This is a genomic window from Pseudomonas sp. URMO17WK12:I7, assembly GCF_003269045.1.
GTDB classification, from domain to species: domain Bacteria; phylum Pseudomonadota; class Gammaproteobacteria; order Pseudomonadales; family Pseudomonadaceae; genus Aquipseudomonas; species Aquipseudomonas putida_J.
Window position 1 is genome coordinate 61,633 of the sequence record NZ_QLTL01000019.1, and the last position, 16,201, is coordinate 77,833.

Genomic DNA, 16,201 nt, shown 5'->3' on the forward strand with positions numbered 1-16,201 from the left:
GTTCAGTCCTCCACCACCCAGGTGTCCTTGGTTCCGCCGCCCTGCGACGAGTTGACCACCAGCGAGCCTTCCTGCAGCGCCACACGGGTCAGGCCACCGGGCACCAGGCGGGTTTCACTGCCTGACAGCACGAACGGGCGCAGGTCGATGTGGCGCGGGGCGATGCCGCTGTCGACGAAGGTCGGGCAGGTGGACAGGCACAGCGTGGGTTGCGCGATGTAGGCATGCGGGCGGGCCTTGATGCGGGCGCGGAAATCCTCGATCTGCGCGCTGGTCGAGGCCGGCCCGACCAACATGCCGTAGCCACCGGAACCCTGGGTTTCCTTGACCACCAGCTCGGGCAGGTGGGCCAGCACATGGGACAGCTCCGCAGGCCGGCGGCATTGCCAGGTGGGAACGTTGTTGAGGATCGGCTCTTCGCTCAGGTAGAAGCGGATCATGTCGTCGACATAGGGATAGATCGACTTGTCGTCGGCCACCCCAGTGCCCACTGCGTTGGCCAGCACCACGTTGCCGGCACGGTACACCGAGATCAGCCCCGGTATGCCCAGCATCGAGTCCGGGTTGAACGACAGCGGGTCAAGGTAGTCATCGTCCAGCCGCCGGTAGATCACGTCCACCTGTTGCGGGCCGGCGGTGGTGCGCATGTAGACATGCTCGTCACGGATGAACAGGTCCGCGCCCTCGACCAGTTCGATGCCCATTTCCCGCGCCAGGAAGGCATGTTCGAAATAAGCGCTGTTGAAGCGCCCCGGGGTGAGCAGTACCGCGGTCGGGTTGTCCAGCGGGCTGGCGCTCTTGAGCGTGTCCAGCAGCAGGTTGGGGTAGTGGTCGATGGGGGCGATACGCTGGGCGGCGAACAGCTCGGGGAACAGCCGCATCATCATCTTGCGGTCCTCGAGCATGTAGCTGACCCCGCTGGGGGTGCGCAGGTTGTCTTCCAGCACGAAATAGCTGCCATCGCCATCGCGCACCAGGTCGACGCCGGCGATATGGGCATACAGCCCTCGGTGCAGGTCCAGGCCCTGCATGGCGATCTGGTAGCCCTCGTTGGCCAGCACCTGCTCTGGCGGGATGATGCCGGCCTTGAGGATGCGCTGGTCGTGGTAGATGTCCTGCAGGAACAGATTCAGCGCCTGCACCCGCTGGATACAGCCGCGTTCGACCATGCGCCATTCGCTGGCGCGAATGCTGCGCGGGATGATGTCGAAGGGGATCAGGCGCTCGGTGTCCTGCTTGTCGCCGTACAACGTAAAGGTGATGCCGGCCCGGTGAAACAGCAGGTCGGCTTCGCGCCGACGTTGCTCCAGCAGCTCCTGCGGGGTATTGGCCAACCAGCGGGCGAACTCCTGATAATGCGGGCGGCAATTGCCGTTCGCTTCGTACATCTCATTGAAAAAAGCCCGGGACATAGCCACTCCTTGCCACCGTTGCTGGCAGTGCGTTGTGCATGCAAAAGGCCATTGCAATGAAGGTGCCGAAAGTTCGGTGCAGCGCTGGAAGGCGTGGGGGTGTGCGGTAAATCACTGAAATTGCGTGGTTTTATCGAGGCGTTGAAGAGCGGCGCAGCGCGCTGTGGTCGCTGCTCATGGGCGCAGATGCCGCCCGGCGTGCATCAAAAAGGCGCGTTATGCATCCTGCTGCCGATTTTGACCCGAGTGGGTGCTTGCCTTTGCAGCACCAACCGCCTGTGCAGGTTCAACGCCGTGGCTGCCAGGCACAATTCAGCGCCGCCAGGGCCAGCACCGAGGCCGCGGCCGCCTAGGCCCAGATCGCGGGTATCACTGGGCAGGCACAGGCCGAGTACCTGGGCGGCGTTGCGCGACTCTCGGTCGGCGCGCAGGATGGGCGCCGCACCGGCAGCGGTGGACATGGCAATTTCGTGAGGACGTGGGCTTGCAGGATAACCTGCTTGCTTACCCGGATGGCCCACTCTTTGCTTCTCTGCGCCACATGCACTTGAGGTAACAGAAACGCCATGCACGCCCAACGCCATCGCTTCAATGACGTCAACACCCATGCCAGCGCGATCCTCGGTTGGCAGCAGACCTACGACCAGATCAGCGCCGGCAGCGCCCACACCGAACTCACCCATCTCACCGCAGAGCGCTTCCAGATTTTTCATGAGTGCCTGGACAAGCGTGTAGTCCAGCACGGGGTGGCGCCGGCGCGGCGTTTTTGCCTGGCAATACCCGCTGGCAGCGCGGGTGCCGGGGTGTTCCAGGGCAGCAGCGTGGGGAGTGCGGATGTCACCCTTCTTCACAGTGGTCAGGAGTTTTTCGTCCATGCGCCCGAGGGCATGGACCTGCTGGCAGTCAGTGTCGATGCCGGTCGTCTGGAACAATTGGCCGAGCGTGAGTTCAGCGCCCAGGAACTGCGTGCGTTGAACCGCACCACCCGGCTGAACGTCAGCCCGGCTTTTCTGGGGGCGGTACGTCAGCAACTGCAGGGGTTGATCGATGCGGCGCTGCAGGGTGAAGCGCTGGTGGAAGCGCAGCTCGAAGACTCGCTGCTCGAGTGCATGCTGGTGCTGCTGGATCAGGTCAGCCAGGACGGCAGCGGGCGTGGGGGAAATGTTGCGGTCAGCGCCTACCTGGTCCGGCAAGCGCACCAGATGGCCTTGGATTGCCTGGACGAGCCGTTGTCAGTGCTGCAGATCTGCGAGCGGCTGGATGTCAGCCGCAGCACTTTGCAGCGCAGCTTCCTGGCCGTCACCGGCCTTAGCCCGGTCGAGTACCTGCGCACGGTACGGCTGAATGCCGTACGTCAACGGCTGCAGCGCACCGCAGCCGAGCAGTTCACCGTTGCCCGGGTGGCCAGTGATCTTGGTTTTACCCACCTTGGGCATTTTTCCGGGGCCTACCGTGCGCTGTTCGGTGAACTGCCTTCGCACACCCGTCGCCAGGACAGCCTTGGTCAGTCAAAGCGTTCCAGGCGGTAAGGGGTCGGGTCCACCAAGGGCGTGCTGCCATCGACCAGGTCCGCTGCCAGCTGGCCGGCCGCTGGCGAGGTACCGAAGCCGTGGCCGGAAAAGCCGGTAGCCAGCACCATCCCCGGTAGCTGCGTGACTGGCCCTATCACAGGCAGCGAGTCGGGGGTCACATCGATGGTGCCGGCCCACGCCTGCTCGATGCGCGCCTGCTTGAATACCGGCCAGGCGGCTCTGAGGTTGTTCAGCGCCTCCTGGTTCAAGGCCGGGTTGGCAACAGGGTCCTGGGTGCGGATGCGCTCGAATGGCGAGACCGCGGTGGCCGACCAGCGCCGCGCCAGCGCCAGGTCCTTGAAGAACGGCTTGCCGAACGACACCCGCAGCAAACCCCGTTGTGCCCGGAACTGCGGCAGGTAGCGTGGGCCGAGCAAGGCATGATCCAGGGTCAGGTGCGCGTCGAGGGCACCCCGTTGGGTGATGATGAAACCGCCGTCGATATGCTTGCGGAACGAGAAATCGGGGCCGCCCACGGCGATGTCGGTCGGGCCTTCCATGGGCGCCGTACGCAGCACCGAGCAGTTCAGCGGCAAGCTTGGCAGGGCGACCCCGTGGTTGCCCAGCAGGCGCCGTGACCACAAGCCGCCCGCCAGCAGCACCTGCTCGCAGCGGATCTCGCCGTGTTCGGTCACCACGCCGTCGATGCGCCCGGCGGCGGTGGTGACGCAGCGCACGGCGCACTGCTCGACAATCACCGCGCCCCGGGCCATGGCGGCCTTGGCGATGGCGCTGCTGGCCAAGGTTGGCTCGGCACGGCCGTCGCTTTCGGTGAAGATGCCGCCCGCCCAGGCCGCTTGCCCACCCGGTACGCGGCGGGCGATTTCGGCGTTGCTCAACAGGCGCGAGCCCACTGGCAGGCCTTGCACCGACGCCAGCCAGGCTTCGTGCAGGGCCATTTGCCCGGGCTCGCGGGCGGCGAACAGGATGCCCGCCTGCCGATAGCCGACCTCGCGGCCGACCCGGGCGGGCATCTGTGCCCACAGGCGGTCCGCTGCCAGGGCCAGGGGCAGGTCCTCGCGGTGGCGGCTGGTCTTGCGCACCCAGCCCAGGTTGCGCGAGGACTGCTCGCCAGCGATGCGGCCCTTCTCCAGTACCACCACCGGGATGTTGCGTTCGGCGAGGGTCAGTGCAGCGGTCAGGCCGACGATGCCGCCGCCGATGATGACCACGGTGGTGGCACTGGGGGGTGTGGTTGCGCAGTGCACCGGCGCGATGACAGGGGACATGGGCGGTTCTCCTCGAAGCGGGCGGACTAGCGCTGCAGGTCGATCAGGTGGGGGGTGGCGCGGGATGCTCCGCGGTAGGCGGTGACCTCCAGCTCCACCCGGTAGACCGTCGAGCCCAGAGGTGGGCAGGTGACCGTGCTGGCTGGGTCGACGCCGCGGAACACTTCACCGACGAGGGTCATCACGGTGGCGACATCCGCAGGGTTCTGGATGAACACCCGTGAGCACACCACGTCGGCGAGGGTTGCATCCACAGCGTTGAGCGCGGCTTCGATGTTGGCGAACACCTGGCGGGTCTGGGCCTCCAGGTCCTCGGGGATTTCGCCCGTCGCCGGGTTGCGCCCGGCGGTGTTGGAGACGAAGATCCAGTCGTCCACGGCCACCAGGCGCGAGTAGCTGCCCAGGGTCTCGTATTTCGATCCGGTTTTCAGTTTGGTGATTTGCAACATGGCATTGGCCTCAGGGTTGGATGGATGAATCAGCTCAGCGCAGGGCTTTCCCACAGGTTCAGGCGCACGCCGACACCGCGTTCCAGCGCCTGGCGGTACACCACCGTGCCCCAGGCCACATCCTCGACCGGCATGCCGCCCACCGACATGATGATGATCTCCTCGTCGTTGCGCCGGCCGGGCGCGACGCCTGCGACGATCTTGCCGATGTCCTCCAGCTGATCAGCCGGCAGGCTGCCTTCGGCGATCATGTCCATGAAGCGCACGCCTACCAGCGGCACATGGTTGTGTGCGGGCTTGGGCAGCTCCTCGAACCAGGCTTCGTACAGGCCGGTGTTGTCGACCACCTTGCGCACGTCGGCCTGTTCCATGCCGGCGTCGATGCTGCAGCCTGCCGGCATGGCGAGGAACGCGCCGGGCTTGACCCACTCACGCTTGACCAGCGGGTAGCTGGACGGGTCACCGGTTTCGCCGGAGGTGCAGTAGGTCACCAGGTCCGAGCCACGTACCACGGCCTCGATGCTGTCCACCACGTCGATGGTGGTGATCTGCGGATAGGTGTCGCGTACCCAGCTGATGAAGTCGTCCAGGCTTTTCTGGCCGCGGCCCTTGAGCTTGAGCGTATCGACCTGCGGGCACACGGCCATGAACGCGGCCACGGTGGTCTTGCCCATGACGCCAGGGCCCAGCAGGCCGATCACCCGCGCGTCGCGGCGGGCCAGGTGGCGTGCGCCGACTCCGGGGATGGCGCCGGTGCGGTAGGCCGACAGCAGGTTGGCCGACATGTGCGCCAACGGGGCGCCAGTGTCGGGGTCGTTGAGGGTGAACATCAAGATCGAACGCGGCAGGCCTTTGTCGCGGTTGGCGATATTGGAGCCGTACCACTTGACCCCGGCGGTGCAGAAGTCGCCGCCCAGGTAGGCCGGCATCGCCATCATGCGCCGGTCGGCGGTGGGTTTGGGCATGTTGGGGAAGGGCGAGTCCTTGGGGAAGGTGATCATCGCACCGTGGGAATCGCTGTTCGGCCCGGCCATGCGGTAGTCACCGTGGTGCAGCAAGGCGAACATCTGTTCCATGGTGTTCACGCAGGCCAGCATGTCGGTGACGCCGGCGCGGATCATGTCCTGCTCGGACAGGTAGAGAAAGTCGATTTTTGTAGTTTTAGTCATGGCTTGTCTCGAAGGCATGGGGGAGGTGCCTGCAGCGGGGGCTGCTGCTGACGGTGCCGATGTTAGGAATGCCCCAGGGCGCGCGGCTATCCCGAATTGGTCAGGAATGACGGGGTGGCTGCAGCCATGCCGGTTCGTGCTCTCTAGCCCGGGGCTTTGCGCGTTATCGATGCATTTCGGGCCACAATGGCGTTGGCAGCCATGACCAAAAGCCCGGCAATGCGGTACATGCCGTGCGCCTTCGAGCGCGGCACACTGTGGCGGTCGCAAGGCACCTCAATTCAGGATCAGCCCATGAAAACAACAACATCCAATCCGATTGACAAGACATCCGTGTACATCTGCGCAGGCCTGGTTTCCGCTGGCGGGGCGCTGCTGCTCAATGTGCTGCCGGTACTGTTTGGCGCCTTGGCCGAGCAGTTCGGTTATGGCGAACAGCAACTGGGCAGCCTGGCCATGGCCATGAACCTCGGTTTCGGGGTGCTCGGCCTGGCCTCGCTGCTGTGGATCCAGCGCCTGAGCTGGCGGGTCATTTCCACCCTGGCCTCGCTGCTGGTGGCGGCTGCGCTGGCGGGCATGCTGGGCAACCCCACGTACGAGACGCTGATGCTGCTCATGGCCCTGGCAGGCGCCGGTACCGGTGGGCTGTATGCCTTGGCGATGACCATTTTCGGCGACAGCGCGCAACCTGAGCGGGCATTCGGTTTCAAGCTGGGCATGGAGACGGTGCCCGGCGCCGTGCTGTTGATCGTGTTGCCGGTCGCCGTGGCGCCGCTGTGGGGCTTCCAGGGCATGTTGGTGACGCTGGTCATCAGCATGCTGCTGATGGGCGTAGCGCCCTTGCCGTGGGTGCCGAGCCGCAGCGCGCGGCAGCTCGAGGCGCGCGCAGGCGGGGCGCCGGTGGTGTGCCGTGAGAGCCGCACCATTGCCTGGCTGAGCCTGCTCGCCAGCCTGGTGTTCCTGACCGGCATCATGTCGGTGTGGGCATTCCTTGAGCTGATGGGCAAGAAGAGCGGCTTGTCTTCGGACACCATTGGCTCGGTGTTGGCGCTCGGCTTCATCATCAACGCCGGCGGCGGTTTCATCGCCTCGTCGGTCGGCCTGAAGGCCGGGCGCTTCCTGCCGGTGGCGGTGATCATCGCGGCCGAGGTGGCCGGCCTGGTGCTGTTGGCGCAGTTCGACTCGCTGACCACCTACGTGGCCGGGGTGATGTGCTTCCTGTTCTCGATCAGTTTCGTGCTGGCCTACACCTTCGGCGTAATGGCTGAGTTCGACCTGTCGGGGCGGTTGGTTGCTTTGGGTGCGCTGTGCCTGTCGGTCGGCGCGGCGGTGGGGCCGGCGGTCGGTGGCCTGCTGATCGAATCTTACGGTTACACCGCAGTGCTGCTGTTCTCCGGCGCCTGCTCGATCAGCGTGCTGGCGATCTACGGTGCTGCCGTGCTGCGCTCGCAGCAGGCGGGCAAGCGCGAGCCGATTGGCGACGCGGTGACCTTGCCAAAGCTGTGATGGATGCAGCCTGGGTAGAAGAGGCTCGCCGGGGATGACCCGGCGAGCTTTTTCATTTCACGCAGATAAGGACGAAACCAAGCATGAAGATTGCAGTGATCGGGGCAGGGGCGATGGGCAGCCTGTTTGCCGCCAGGTTGATCGATGCCGGTGCCGAGGTGACCCTGGTCGATGTCGATGAGCGCTTGCTCGACGCGCTGCGCACCCATGGCCTGCGCCTGGAGGACGAACAGGGCGCGCGCGTGTACTGGCCGCGGGCGGTGCGCGCCGAGCAGTTGCACGGCCAGGTCGATGTCCTGCTGATGCTGACCAAGAGCCATCACACCCGCCAGGCCATGCAGGCAAGCCAGCATCTGCTTGGCCAGCAGACCCTGGTGGTGACGTTGCAGAATGGCCTGGACAGCGTGCCGGTGCTGCGCGAGTTCGTGGCTGACCATTGCCTGGCGATAGGCATGACCCTCTACCCGGCCGATGTGCTGGCGCCGGGTAGCGTGCGCAGTTGCGGCGCTGGCGAAGTGCGCTTGCGCGGGCTGTTGCCTGGGCCGCAGCCGCTCGGCCCATTGCAAGCTCTGATCGATTGCGTGCGCCGCGGCGGCATGCACTGCATCGAGGACCCGGACATTGAGGTCAGCCTCTGGGAAAAAGTCGCCTTCAACACGGCCCTGAACTCGCTGTGTGCCCTGACGGGGGAGAATGTCGGCGAGCTTGGCCGATGCTCGCGTGGCCGCGAAGTGGCCCTGACATTGGTCGCCGAAGCTGCCTCTATTGCCGCGTCAGTGGGTGTGGCGCTGGATCCGCTGCGGGTCACGCAGGCAGTGGAGCAGGCATTCGTCGTGCACGCCGCGCACAAGCCTTCGATGCTCCAGGACCTTGAGCATGGCAGGCGCATGGAGATCGACGCGCTGTCCGGCGCCTTGCTCGCCCATGCCCGGTGCCAAGGCGTGCAAGCCCCGGCCATGGCCGCCATCGACAGGTTGCTGCGCAGGGCGCAGCGGCGCCGTACGCTTTTGTCAGTGCAGCGGTGAGAAGGCGGCGGGCAGATACACCACCGAGTTCATCTTCTGCAACTGCGGGGCAGAATTCTCCGGCGGCCACACGCCGTCGCCGACCGCGCGGGTGCGCACATCCAGGCGCTGTTCCAGGCTGGCGTAGGGCCAGATGTGCAGGTAGCGCGGCACCCGGCCATTGGTGGCGTAGAACGCCGCATACACTGGCGAATACGGTTCAGCGGTGCGCGGCCCTACCGCCTTGCGCCAGCCGGCCAGGGTCGGTGCCAACCCGGAGCTGACCAGGTCGTACTCGCGCAGCTCATAGAACGGCCCATGCTTGCCGGGGGCCAGCGGCTCCAGGAAGGGGAACAGGCGGTAGTCGTCCATGTGCTGCTCGAGCACGAACTCACCGATACCAAAGGCGTCGCTGGCCAGCAGCACACGCTCGCGTTCGGCCGCCTGGACTTCGACGCTGGCGAAGCGGCGCAGCACGGCAATGGTGTTTTGCGGGCCGATCTCGGACACCCAGCAGCCGATCAGCTCGACACCTTCCATGGCAGCCTGCAGGGCCTCCTGAAGACGCGGCAGGGCTTGGCCGGGTGTGCGCACGCGCAAGGTGAAACGCAGCAGTTCGTAAGGGTGGGACATCAAGCGTAGCTCCTGGATAAAAAAGCCCGGACCTTCCCCGCACGGCAACGCCCGGGCAAAACGGTAAGAAACGCTAACGGTCAGTGGGTGGGGCGCTCAATGACAGCCAGGCGCAATGTTGTTGCGTTACGTGCAACGACGGCCCGGCGGTAGGTGGCGAAAGGCAATGTGGCGCGGTATGTGCTTACGGTTCGCCTATCAGTCTTTTTGTTACCCAAAATCACGTGAATATTGCACTAATATGGCGCGTGCTCTTGATAGAGGTGGTTCATGAACGGTCAAGCGATGTCTGTCTGGAACGCGAGTGTCCACGCTGTATGCGGGCGCTTCGAAACGCGCTACGACCACTGCCAGAGCCTTTTCATCGGCGATTTGCGCCCCTCGCTGCTGGGCACCACGCAGGTGGCCCATATCCGAAGCAATGCCCACGCGATCGCCCGTTCGGGGCATGAAGCGTGGCGTGACGGCGATACACATTGTTTCCTTGTGTTACAACAGCAGGGGGAAATGGCCATCGAGCTGGGCGACCGGGTAATTGAGCTGCGCGAAGGTGACATGGCCTTGCTGGACTCGGCGCAGGCGATGAAGATGATCCCCCGCGGGCTGTTCTCCCACGTGTCCATTCACGTGCCCCGTGAGCGCTTGAACAACCTGGACCCCAGCCGTTTCGGCAAATTGTCCACTGCCGGCGTGTGTGGCCAGTTGCTGGCGACGTTGGTGCGCCAGGTGGCCGAAGGCGAGCTCGAACAGTGGGCCTGCCCGGAAGACGGTGACGGGCTGCAGGCCGCGCTGGTCGGGCTGCTCGGCTCGGTGTTGGAATACCGGGCACGTGACAGTTCGCCCGGCCTGCACCTGCACGAAGTGCAGTCACTGATCCAGCAACGCCTGGACTCGCCGCGCCTGACGCCTGTCGCCCTGGCCGAGGAACTGGGCATCTCCAGCCGCCAGCTGTATCGCCTGTTTGAGGCCAGCGGCGACAGCGTCTGCCGCTACATCCTGCGCGAGCGCCTGCTCAGGGCTGCTCAGGACTTGCGTAACCCTGCCTATGGCCATCGCTCGATCACCGACATCGGTACCCGTTGGGGCTTCGCCGATTCTGCGCATTTTTCCAAGACGTTCAAAAAGCAACTGGGCATGGCGCCACGCAGCTATCGCAGCCAGGGGCAGTAGGTCAGGGAGGGGGCTAAAACGCCTGCATCGCTTGGGCAGGCACGACCCGGAAGCTGGCAGGGAGGTGGCGACAGGTGCTGCCCCCAAGGTTGGCTGCATCGACATGCCGATCACCGCGGCTTCCTAGGTGAAAGAGCGGCCTGCCCAGTCATCGTCGTAGTCCAAGGCCAGGCCAACGTTGCCGCACATGCCGAAGCCGATGGCCGAGCGCGCGTCGATCTGGTGGCTGATGAACCGGCTGGTACCGAGCAGGTACAGCAGGGCGTTGCCGCCTTCGTTGCCATCGAAGTCGACGCATCAGGCAGAAGGCGCTTGCCTGCATGGACGACTGGAACGTCCGTACGCTTTCAACCTACCTGGGCGAGCCCGGCCCAAAAGCCAAGCAGCGCACTGACCCCGACCCGGCCAAGACCCACTGGCTGCAGCGGGTGAACTTCGTGCTGTGCGACGGCAACATGGGCCAGGCTGACAAGAATGGCTCAACCAGTACAAGTCAGTCGGCGTCGAGCCCTGCAAGGAAAACTTCACCCAGGAGCCACTGGCGGCCGCGAAGAAGGGTGAAGAGCTGGGCATGAAGCACAACAAGGAACTGGCACCGAAGATGACCGATGCCGGCAAGCTGCTGGGTACCCGCGAGCAGTTGAGTGACGGGCCCCGGGACCTGTTTGCCGTGGGCAGCTACATCGGCCAGTGGGGGTAGCCACCGCATGAAAGTATCTCCCTGCGCACCGAGACCGCTGCCGATGGCAAGCCGATCAATGGCGCCAATGGCAAGCCTTACGTCATGCACTTCAAGGCACCTGAAGTCAGCCAGTTCTGGTCCTTTACCGTCTACGCCTCAGACAACCGCCTGATGGCCCACAACGCCATCAACCGCCATCGCCGCGGTGACCGTACCCTCAAGCCGGATGACAAAGGTGAATACACCCTCGAGCGGAGCGCCAAGGGTGACGAGGGCAACCCTGATTACCTGCCAATTCCGCAAAAGAATGCCTAAATCGTCCTGAGGTTGCCTGGCCCAAGCTAGGCAGTGCAAGGCGGTGGATACAAGTTCCCGCCTGTCGAAGTGACTTCGCACGGATTCGTGAGGAGGGTAATGCACTTTCGGGCCTGGCTCCGAGGGTGCTCAGGTTGGCTGCTTAACGCCTTGATTGCGCCCTGGAGGCAAGCGAGTGCCTGGCAGCACACCGAGTATTCGGTATCCTGCTTTTTAAAGTAAAGCGCCAGCGTCACAGGCTATCGGGATTCCAGAAGAACATTTGGACATTCATATAAATCACATGGTTATGAATGGGAAATTGGATTTGTACCCGCAGATGTACCCCTTTCAACAGCAGCTACGAGTGGATTGCAGTGGACGCAACAAGGAGGGATCGTTTTCAAAGGTGCAATCCCTCACCCACTCGCGCAATTTATGCTTTGGGCTCGTCCCAGTCGCTACGCGTCGTAGCAGTCAGCGCATCCCAGTCATCAGGCGGGTTGCCGCGGCCCAGCATCTTCTCAAATACGGCGTAGGGATCAGATTTGCTGCCTGCAGACCGTAAGGTATTTTCGTCGTTGACCCATGCATAGACGATGACCTTGGATCTTGAGTCGTAGCGAAAGAACAGCCGAAAGCGCCTGCCGATTTTTGCCCTCCGCCAATGTCGGTAGGCGGTGCCCAACGTGTTGCCTTGGCGGAACTCATCACGGCCTGGGTCGGCAGGCACAGCCTCCATGATCAGATGGCTCAATGCCCGAAACAGCTTGACGTTGGCGTTGCTCTCAAAACCTTGCGGATCGTTCTGCTCGGCTCGGGCGGCGGCTTCTTGCAATTTACGTAGCTGTAATGTCACACCTTCATGGAACAACAGTGTCCAGCCATGTCGCAGCATCAGATCGCGACCTCACCATCGATATCTTCGTCCAGGTTTACCGAGTGGTTTGCGTTGGCGAACATGGCTTGCGCCAAGTCTTCCGGCAGAGTGGTGAGGTTGCGGCCGCTTCGGATATCAGCCTCCAGCAAACCCAGGAACGCACCGATGGCAGGGTCTTCGTGGGTAGTTTCTACGCGGCTGACTACGATTTCACCCCCGCGCACATCGAATGCGATTTTGCTTCCAGTGTCTATGCCCAAAAGCTGGCGAACTGATTTGGGCAGTGTGACCTGTCCCTTCGAGGTCAGCGTTGCGATTTCGTGGATTTCAGGCATGGGCGTTCTCCCCGGATGTATTGATTAAATCGTAAGGAATAATCCTTACTTGGTCAATCTTGGTTTTCTGCTGATTAAGCATAAGCAGGATGAAAGCTCGGAAGCACCGCAGCATGAGTTACACCATCCCTTAGGACACGATAGGAGCTTTTACGGTGCCGCGAGTTTTGAGTCTGACGCGGATTGATTCACAAAGGGGTGGTTATATATCCAGTCTTTACGTAATTTCAGACGATTTGCACCAAAATTGTCCTCAATCTTGTTTACCGCTCCCCATCAATCACGCTAATTTGCGGCAACGCTGGCACAGTGCCGCTATCGGTCGTCCTTCGACTAGTCCTCGCAAGAGCACACTGCTGCTCAGCTGGTGCCTACCCTTAAACAGGGCGGGATCATTGATCGTGCGCAGCAACCGTATGAGGATTCTGCGGTTTCGTGTTTGTGGGAAGTGTTATGGATGGCGTGAGTTTCAAGCAGGTAGATCAATATGCCCTGTGTTGTGTCGAGGAATTCTCTGAGGAGCTCAAGCTCGCGCTGAGGGAGAACCTCACGCGAATCTGCCACGGCGCCGACCAGGCCAGCAAGGACAGGGCCATCTACAAATACCCTGCGACGATCAGGCATTTCTGGAACGAGCGCTACTGCAAAAAGCCCTGGGAAACCCGGATCGGCATGCTCGGCGAGCTTCTGTCGCACGTCATCATTCTGAAGCTTTTCCCCGATTTCGACGTCGTCTCGCCGTTCTTCAACATGGAAGAAAAGAGCATTCGCAAGGGCTTCGATCTCCTTCTATACGAGACCTCAACCAACAACGTCTGGATCACCGAGGTCAAATCGGGGGGGCGAGGAGCGGACAAGACCTCTTGCTCCGCCACCAGCGGGCTGTTGCGCCTGGCTCGGGATGATCTCAAGAAGCGCTTGGCAGAGCCGGAGCTCAATCACTGGCTCAACGCGATCAATGCCGCGAAAAATGCGATCCACAACAAAGCCAACTACCGGGACTCGGTGATTGAGATTTTGGAGATGGAAGGTGATCTAGCCGAAGAAGACGGTGCGACTGCCTCGGACAACAATGTGTTTCTGATCTCTGCCCTGTTCAGCGATGTGTCCCAGGCCATCGCCGAGAAGACCGTATCAAATTTCACCACGAAGCTTGTGGCGGAGGCGGTGTTCAAGACGGTGTGGGTACTGTCCCTGCACAAGGGCACTATGGAAGAGCTGGAAGAGTTCTTGAGGCAGGAGGCGGAGCAGTAGCATGGAAGAGTTGACCATCAGGAAGCTGGGCAACACCAAGTTCAAGGATCTGTATTTTCAACTCCTCAAGGGAGACGAGTTGGGTAACACGCAGACCGTAAAGTTACTGGCCATCGCCGTGCTGCTCCTAAACCACAAAACCCCTGAAATTCGGCGTCTTGGCTACCGAATCATCTTGTTTTACGGGAACGCCACGGGTCAGTACCAGGCACTCTACGATGTGGCGCTCGACAGTGGCCTACACCCTGTCTCAGCGGTGATCAGCAGCTATTTTTCCGAGGACGACCACCGCAGCGAGTCGTTCATAAGAAACATCGTTGGCAGCTACGTCGATACCTTCCGTGATCAGGGCATCGTGCTCACTGAGCAACAGGACGCACTGCGAACATTTGTACAGTCGGAGTACCGTAAGTCGTCAGTCGTGGTTGCACCGACCAGCTACGGCAAATCTGAGCTCATCATCCAATCGGTGAAGGAGAATCCGGGGCAGCGAGTGTTGATTCTCGTCCCCTCGAAGGCCCTGCTGGCACAGACGAAGAAGCGGTTGATCTACGCGGACATCGAGGGCGTGGGCAAGGTGGTCACCCACCCCGAAATGTATTCGGTTGAGCGAAATAACAGGGCATTTGTCCTAACCCAGGAACGGCTCAACAGGCTTTTGAACGAGAACGCCGGGCTGACCTTCGACATGGTCTTCGTCGATGAGGCCCACAACCTCTTGCAGAGTGATCGCAGAAGTGAGTTGCTGGCTGCCATGCTGTGCATTCTGGGGGCGCGTAACCCTGAAACGTCATTCAAGTTCCTGACTCCCTTCCTGTGTGATGAGCTCAATGTCCGTGTGCGCTTCCTGGACATGATCCCGAACGGGTTCAAAATCGACGAATACATCAAATCTGAGCGCTTCTACATCAAGGACTTCAGGGCGGGGAGGGAGCGAACAAAGCTCAAGCTTTATGACCACTTCCTGAATGACTGGATGGAGTTTGATCGGAGGTATGCCAACTGCTTTGAGCTCATCAAAGGCGAAGCACTGTCCAAAAACATCGTTTATGGCAACAGGAAGAAGAGCATTGAGTCATTCGCGGTCGAACTGGCAGCGGTGTTGCCACCCGTGGATTGTCCGCTGATCCAGACGGCCTGTGCTGAGCTCGAAGAGCTTTTTGACCGACGCTACAAACTGATCGGATGCCTGCGTAAAGGGGTGATGTACCACCATGGTTCGATCCCTGACACCATCCGCCTGTATCTAGAGAACCTGTTCAGTAGCTCTAAGCAGATGAGGTTTCTGGTCTGCAACTCCACGCTTCTGGAAGGGGTGAACCTGCCGATCGAACGGCTCTTCGTCTTTGATTACTTCAAAGGGAAGAAAACGCTGACGCCATCTCAATTCAAGAATTTGATCGGGCGCGTTAACCGATTCAGTGAGGTCTTCGCGCCTGGCGCTGAGGCTGCGTTGAGAAAGCTGGAGTCCAGCATCTACCTGTTAGGCGTGGATGGCTACACCCGCAACAATGCGGCGCTTGAAACCTTCTACGATAAATCGGTCAACGTCTCCAAAGTAGTGAAGGACACGGTTAGCAACGTACTGCTTGAGGCCACGAAGATCATCGATGGGAAGGTCTCGGTTCTCTACGACGACGCTGTGGCTCGGCTTGAGAATCTACATCCTGGCGTGGTTAAGGACCGGGAGTGCCGGTACGTGACCACTCAGGTGGGCAAGCTCCTCATCGCGAACAGCGTTAGTGAAATTGATGTGTTCGTAGAGGAGGAGGCGATTGAGCGGAAGATCAAGCGAGGCATCGAGGCGAACGGTGTCATCAACACCGTTGACAGATTAATGCTTGCCATCTCCAAATCGTTCATTGACCACTTCGATAAGAGTCGAGAGTACAGCGACCTGGTGCGTCTCAATCAAGAGGCTGCCCGGAATTTCTACGCCATGATTCTGGATTGGAAGTTGAAGAAACTCAGCGTTAAGCAGACGATCCGGTTGACGCTCGCGTACTGGAAAAAGCTTGTAGAGAGTAGCCATAGCGATCACGTGTTCGTGGGGAAATGGGGTGATACCAAGTATCGCGACAGCAACTACGAAAATTGGGTAAGGATCTCCCAGAAAGATGACGCTGAGCGGATTAACCTGGCGATCGTTCGTCTCAAGGACGAGGACGATTTCTTCGACAACAAGATCTTCAAGTTCGTCGAGGTGCTGAATGGGGTAGGCGCCCTGGATCCTGGCTTCTACAAGCTCATCAAGTACGGCACTGCAGATGACACCAAGATCAAGCTCATCCGGGATGGCTACAGTCATGGTTTGGCGGATCTGATGCTTGAACGCTACCCCGAAACCGTGCGTGCGACGCTAGGCGGAGACATCGAAGTGAGTTCTCGCCTGGTCAACATGATGATCAACAATGAGGAAAGCGATCTACTGATTTTTGAAGCCAAGATGAACCTCAAACCTGTTTGATTGAGGCTTGTGGAAGCGCTTGGGAGGTTATCAGATTGCCTCCCTGGCGTCAGTCATCAGCCTCCGAAAGCCCAATCTACGTGATTCCTGGGCCTGACCACTCATATCGGCCAATTAATCTTTACAGTCCGGGCTTCCAATTGCTG

At 61.3% G+C, this 16,201-nt stretch carries 17 protein-coding genes and 1 pseudogene; 9 read left to right on the plus strand and 9 right to left on the minus strand.

The genetic code is table 11. The features are described 5' to 3' along the window. Positions 1–2: 2 nt before the first annotated feature. Both H040_RS23095 and H040_RS23100 read right to left on the minus strand, forming a co-directional pair. Positions 3–1,412, minus strand: coding sequence for a circularly permuted type 2 ATP-grasp protein (locus H040_RS23095; RefSeq protein WP_027918761.1), 1,410 nt, complete (start codon positions 1,410–1,412; stop codon positions 3–5). Positions 1,413–1,615: 203 nt separating this feature from the next. Continuing rightward, on the minus strand, positions 1,616–1,873 hold the full coding sequence (locus tag H040_RS23100) for a hypothetical protein (RefSeq protein WP_027918760.1): 258 nt from the start codon (positions 1,871–1,873) through the stop codon (positions 1,616–1,618). 105 nt (positions 1,874–1,978) lie between these two features. Here H040_RS23100 and H040_RS23105 point away from each other — a divergent pair, with 105 nt between their 5' ends. Then, the gene (locus tag H040_RS23105) at positions 1,979–2,941 is read left to right on the plus strand and encodes a helix-turn-helix domain-containing protein (protein ID WP_027918759.1); all 963 of its coding nucleotides are present in this window, start codon (positions 1,979–1,981) and stop codon (positions 2,939–2,941) included. Here H040_RS23105 and H040_RS23110 read toward each other — a convergent pair. The 3 genes from H040_RS23110 to H040_RS23120 are packed head-to-tail and all read right to left on the minus strand — an operon-like array spanning position 2,917 to position 5,830. Next, positions 2,917–4,212: an NAD(P)/FAD-dependent oxidoreductase gene (locus H040_RS23110; protein ID WP_027918758.1), complete on the minus strand. Its 1,296-nt coding sequence runs from the start codon at positions 4,210–4,212 to the stop codon at positions 2,917–2,919. The two genes, H040_RS23105 and H040_RS23110, sit on opposite strands and share 25 nt — an antisense overlap. Before the next feature lie 26 nt (positions 4,213–4,238). Further along, entirely contained in the window at positions 4,239–4,661 is a 423-nt protein-coding gene (locus H040_RS23115; RefSeq protein WP_027918757.1) for a RidA family protein, read from the minus strand. Positions 4,662–4,690: 29 nt separating this feature from the next. Next, positions 4,691–5,830: a tyramine oxidase subunit B gene (locus tag H040_RS23120; protein WP_027918756.1), complete on the minus strand. Its 1,140-nt coding sequence runs from the start codon at positions 5,828–5,830 to the stop codon at positions 4,691–4,693. Positions 5,831–6,124: 294 nt separating this feature from the next. On the opposite strand from H040_RS23120, the gene H040_RS23125 reads away from it, so the two are divergent. Together H040_RS23125 and H040_RS23130 are read left to right on the plus strand one after the other, a co-directional pair. Next, positions 6,125–7,336 carry an MFS transporter gene (locus H040_RS23125; protein WP_050437211.1) on the plus strand — a complete coding sequence of 404 codons (1,212 nt, stop codon included), beginning with the start codon at positions 6,125–6,127 and terminating at the stop codon, positions 7,334–7,336. 83 nt (positions 7,337–7,419) lie between these two features. Beyond that, positions 7,420–8,361: a ketopantoate reductase family protein gene (locus H040_RS23130; protein WP_027918755.1), complete on the plus strand. Its 942-nt coding sequence runs from the start codon at positions 7,420–7,422 to the stop codon at positions 8,359–8,361. Here H040_RS23130 and H040_RS23135 read toward each other — a convergent pair. After that, the gene (locus H040_RS23135; RefSeq protein WP_027918754.1) at positions 8,347–8,973 is read right to left on the minus strand and encodes an NIPSNAP family protein; all 627 of its coding nucleotides are present in this window, start codon (positions 8,971–8,973) and stop codon (positions 8,347–8,349) included. The two genes, H040_RS23130 and H040_RS23135, sit on opposite strands and share 15 nt — an antisense overlap. Before the next feature lie 270 nt (positions 8,974–9,243). Between H040_RS23135 and feaR the strand changes: the two genes are divergently transcribed. Continuing rightward, a complete protein-coding gene (gene feaR / locus H040_RS23140; protein ID WP_027918753.1) occupies positions 9,244–10,143 on the plus strand; it encodes a transcriptional regulator FeaR in 900 nt (299 codons plus the stop codon). Between the two features lie 126 nt (positions 10,144–10,269). On the opposite strand, the pseudogene H040_RS27860 reads toward feaR, so the two are convergent. Further along, a pseudogene (locus H040_RS27860) lies at positions 10,270–10,431 on the minus strand (transporter); the annotation flags it as partial. 32 nt (positions 10,432–10,463) lie between these two features. Here H040_RS27860 and H040_RS27865 point away from each other — a divergent pair. From H040_RS27865 to H040_RS27875, 3 genes are read left to right on the plus strand one after another with little or no spacing between them, the layout of a single operon-like run. Further along, complete coding sequence (locus tag H040_RS27865) at positions 10,464–10,718, plus strand: hypothetical protein (RefSeq protein WP_256208061.1); 255 nt, start codon at positions 10,464–10,466, stop codon at positions 10,716–10,718. After that, positions 10,715–10,843, plus strand: coding sequence for a hypothetical protein (locus H040_RS27870; protein WP_256208060.1), 129 nt, complete (start codon positions 10,715–10,717; stop codon positions 10,841–10,843). Before H040_RS27865 ends, H040_RS27870 begins: the two co-directional genes overlap by 4 nt. 54 nt (positions 10,844–10,897) lie before the next feature. Continuing rightward, complete coding sequence (locus H040_RS27875) at positions 10,898–11,140, plus strand: DUF1214 domain-containing protein (RefSeq protein ID WP_256208063.1); 243 nt, start codon at positions 10,898–10,900, stop codon at positions 11,138–11,140. A gap of 415 nt (positions 11,141–11,555) precedes the next feature. On the opposite strand, the gene H040_RS23155 is transcribed toward H040_RS27875, so the two are convergent. Continuing rightward, the gene (locus tag H040_RS23155) at positions 11,556–12,017 is read right to left on the minus strand and encodes a type II toxin-antitoxin system YhaV family toxin (RefSeq protein ID WP_027918751.1); all 462 of its coding nucleotides are present in this window, start codon (positions 12,015–12,017) and stop codon (positions 11,556–11,558) included. Continuing rightward, on the minus strand, positions 12,017–12,334 hold the full coding sequence (locus H040_RS23160) for a type II toxin-antitoxin system PrlF family antitoxin (protein WP_027918750.1): 318 nt from the start codon (positions 12,332–12,334) through the stop codon (positions 12,017–12,019). Before H040_RS23160 ends, H040_RS23155 begins: the two co-directional genes overlap by 1 nt. 453 nt (positions 12,335–12,787) lie before the next feature. On the opposite strand from H040_RS23160, the gene H040_RS23165 reads away from it, so the two are divergent. Then, complete coding sequence (locus H040_RS23165; protein ID WP_027918749.1) at positions 12,788–13,588, plus strand: hypothetical protein; 801 nt, start codon at positions 12,788–12,790, stop codon at positions 13,586–13,588. A 1-nt stretch (position 13,589) separates the two neighbouring features. Next, the gene (locus tag H040_RS23170) at positions 13,590–16,055 is read left to right on the plus strand and encodes a DEAD/DEAH box helicase (protein WP_027918748.1); all 2,466 of its coding nucleotides are present in this window, start codon (positions 13,590–13,592) and stop codon (positions 16,053–16,055) included. Positions 16,056–16,201 lie beyond the last annotated feature (146 nt).

What these genes read in the sequence shown, in the direction of transcription:
- H040_RS23155 (WP_027918751.1), bottom strand. Translation starts at nt 12,017, where the DNA reads ATGCTGCGACATGGCTGGACACTGTTGTTCCATGAAGGTGTGACATTA.
- H040_RS27870 (WP_256208060.1), top strand. Translation starts at nt 10,715, where the DNA reads ATGAAGCACAACAAGGAACTGGCACCGAAGATGACCGATGCCGGCAAG.
- H040_RS23100 (WP_027918760.1), bottom strand. Translation starts at nt 1,873, where the DNA reads ATGTCCACCGCTGCCGGTGCGGCGCCCATCCTGCGCGCCGACCGAGAG.
- H040_RS23115 (WP_027918757.1), bottom strand. Translation starts at nt 4,661, where the DNA reads ATGTTGCAAATCACCAAACTGAAAACCGGATCGAAATACGAGACCCTG.
- feaR (WP_027918753.1), top strand. Translation starts at nt 9,244, where the DNA reads ATGAACGGTCAAGCGATGTCTGTCTGGAACGCGAGTGTCCACGCTGTA.
- H040_RS23105 (WP_027918759.1), top strand. Translation starts at nt 1,979, where the DNA reads ATGCACGCCCAACGCCATCGCTTCAATGACGTCAACACCCATGCCAGC.
- H040_RS27865 (WP_256208061.1), top strand. Translation starts at nt 10,464, where the DNA reads ATGGACGACTGGAACGTCCGTACGCTTTCAACCTACCTGGGCGAGCCC.
- H040_RS23110 (WP_027918758.1), bottom strand. Translation starts at nt 4,212, where the DNA reads ATGTCCCCTGTCATCGCGCCGGTGCACTGCGCAACCACACCCCCCAGT.
- H040_RS23160 (WP_027918750.1), bottom strand. Translation starts at nt 12,334, where the DNA reads ATGCCTGAAATCCACGAAATCGCAACGCTGACCTCGAAGGGACAGGTC.
- H040_RS23120 (WP_027918756.1), bottom strand. Translation starts at nt 5,830, where the DNA reads ATGACTAAAACTACAAAAATCGACTTTCTCTACCTGTCCGAGCAGGAC.
- H040_RS23135 (WP_027918754.1), bottom strand. Translation starts at nt 8,973, where the DNA reads ATGTCCCACCCTTACGAACTGCTGCGTTTCACCTTGCGCGTGCGCACA.
- H040_RS23095 (WP_027918761.1), bottom strand. Translation starts at nt 1,412, where the DNA reads ATGTCCCGGGCTTTTTTCAATGAGATGTACGAAGCGAACGGCAATTGC.
- H040_RS23130 (WP_027918755.1), top strand. Translation starts at nt 7,420, where the DNA reads ATGAAGATTGCAGTGATCGGGGCAGGGGCGATGGGCAGCCTGTTTGCC.
- H040_RS23170 (WP_027918748.1), top strand. Translation starts at nt 13,590, where the DNA reads ATGGAAGAGTTGACCATCAGGAAGCTGGGCAACACCAAGTTCAAGGAT.
- H040_RS23125 (WP_050437211.1), top strand. Translation starts at nt 6,125, where the DNA reads ATGAAAACAACAACATCCAATCCGATTGACAAGACATCCGTGTACATC.
- H040_RS23165 (WP_027918749.1), top strand. Translation starts at nt 12,788, where the DNA reads ATGGATGGCGTGAGTTTCAAGCAGGTAGATCAATATGCCCTGTGTTGT.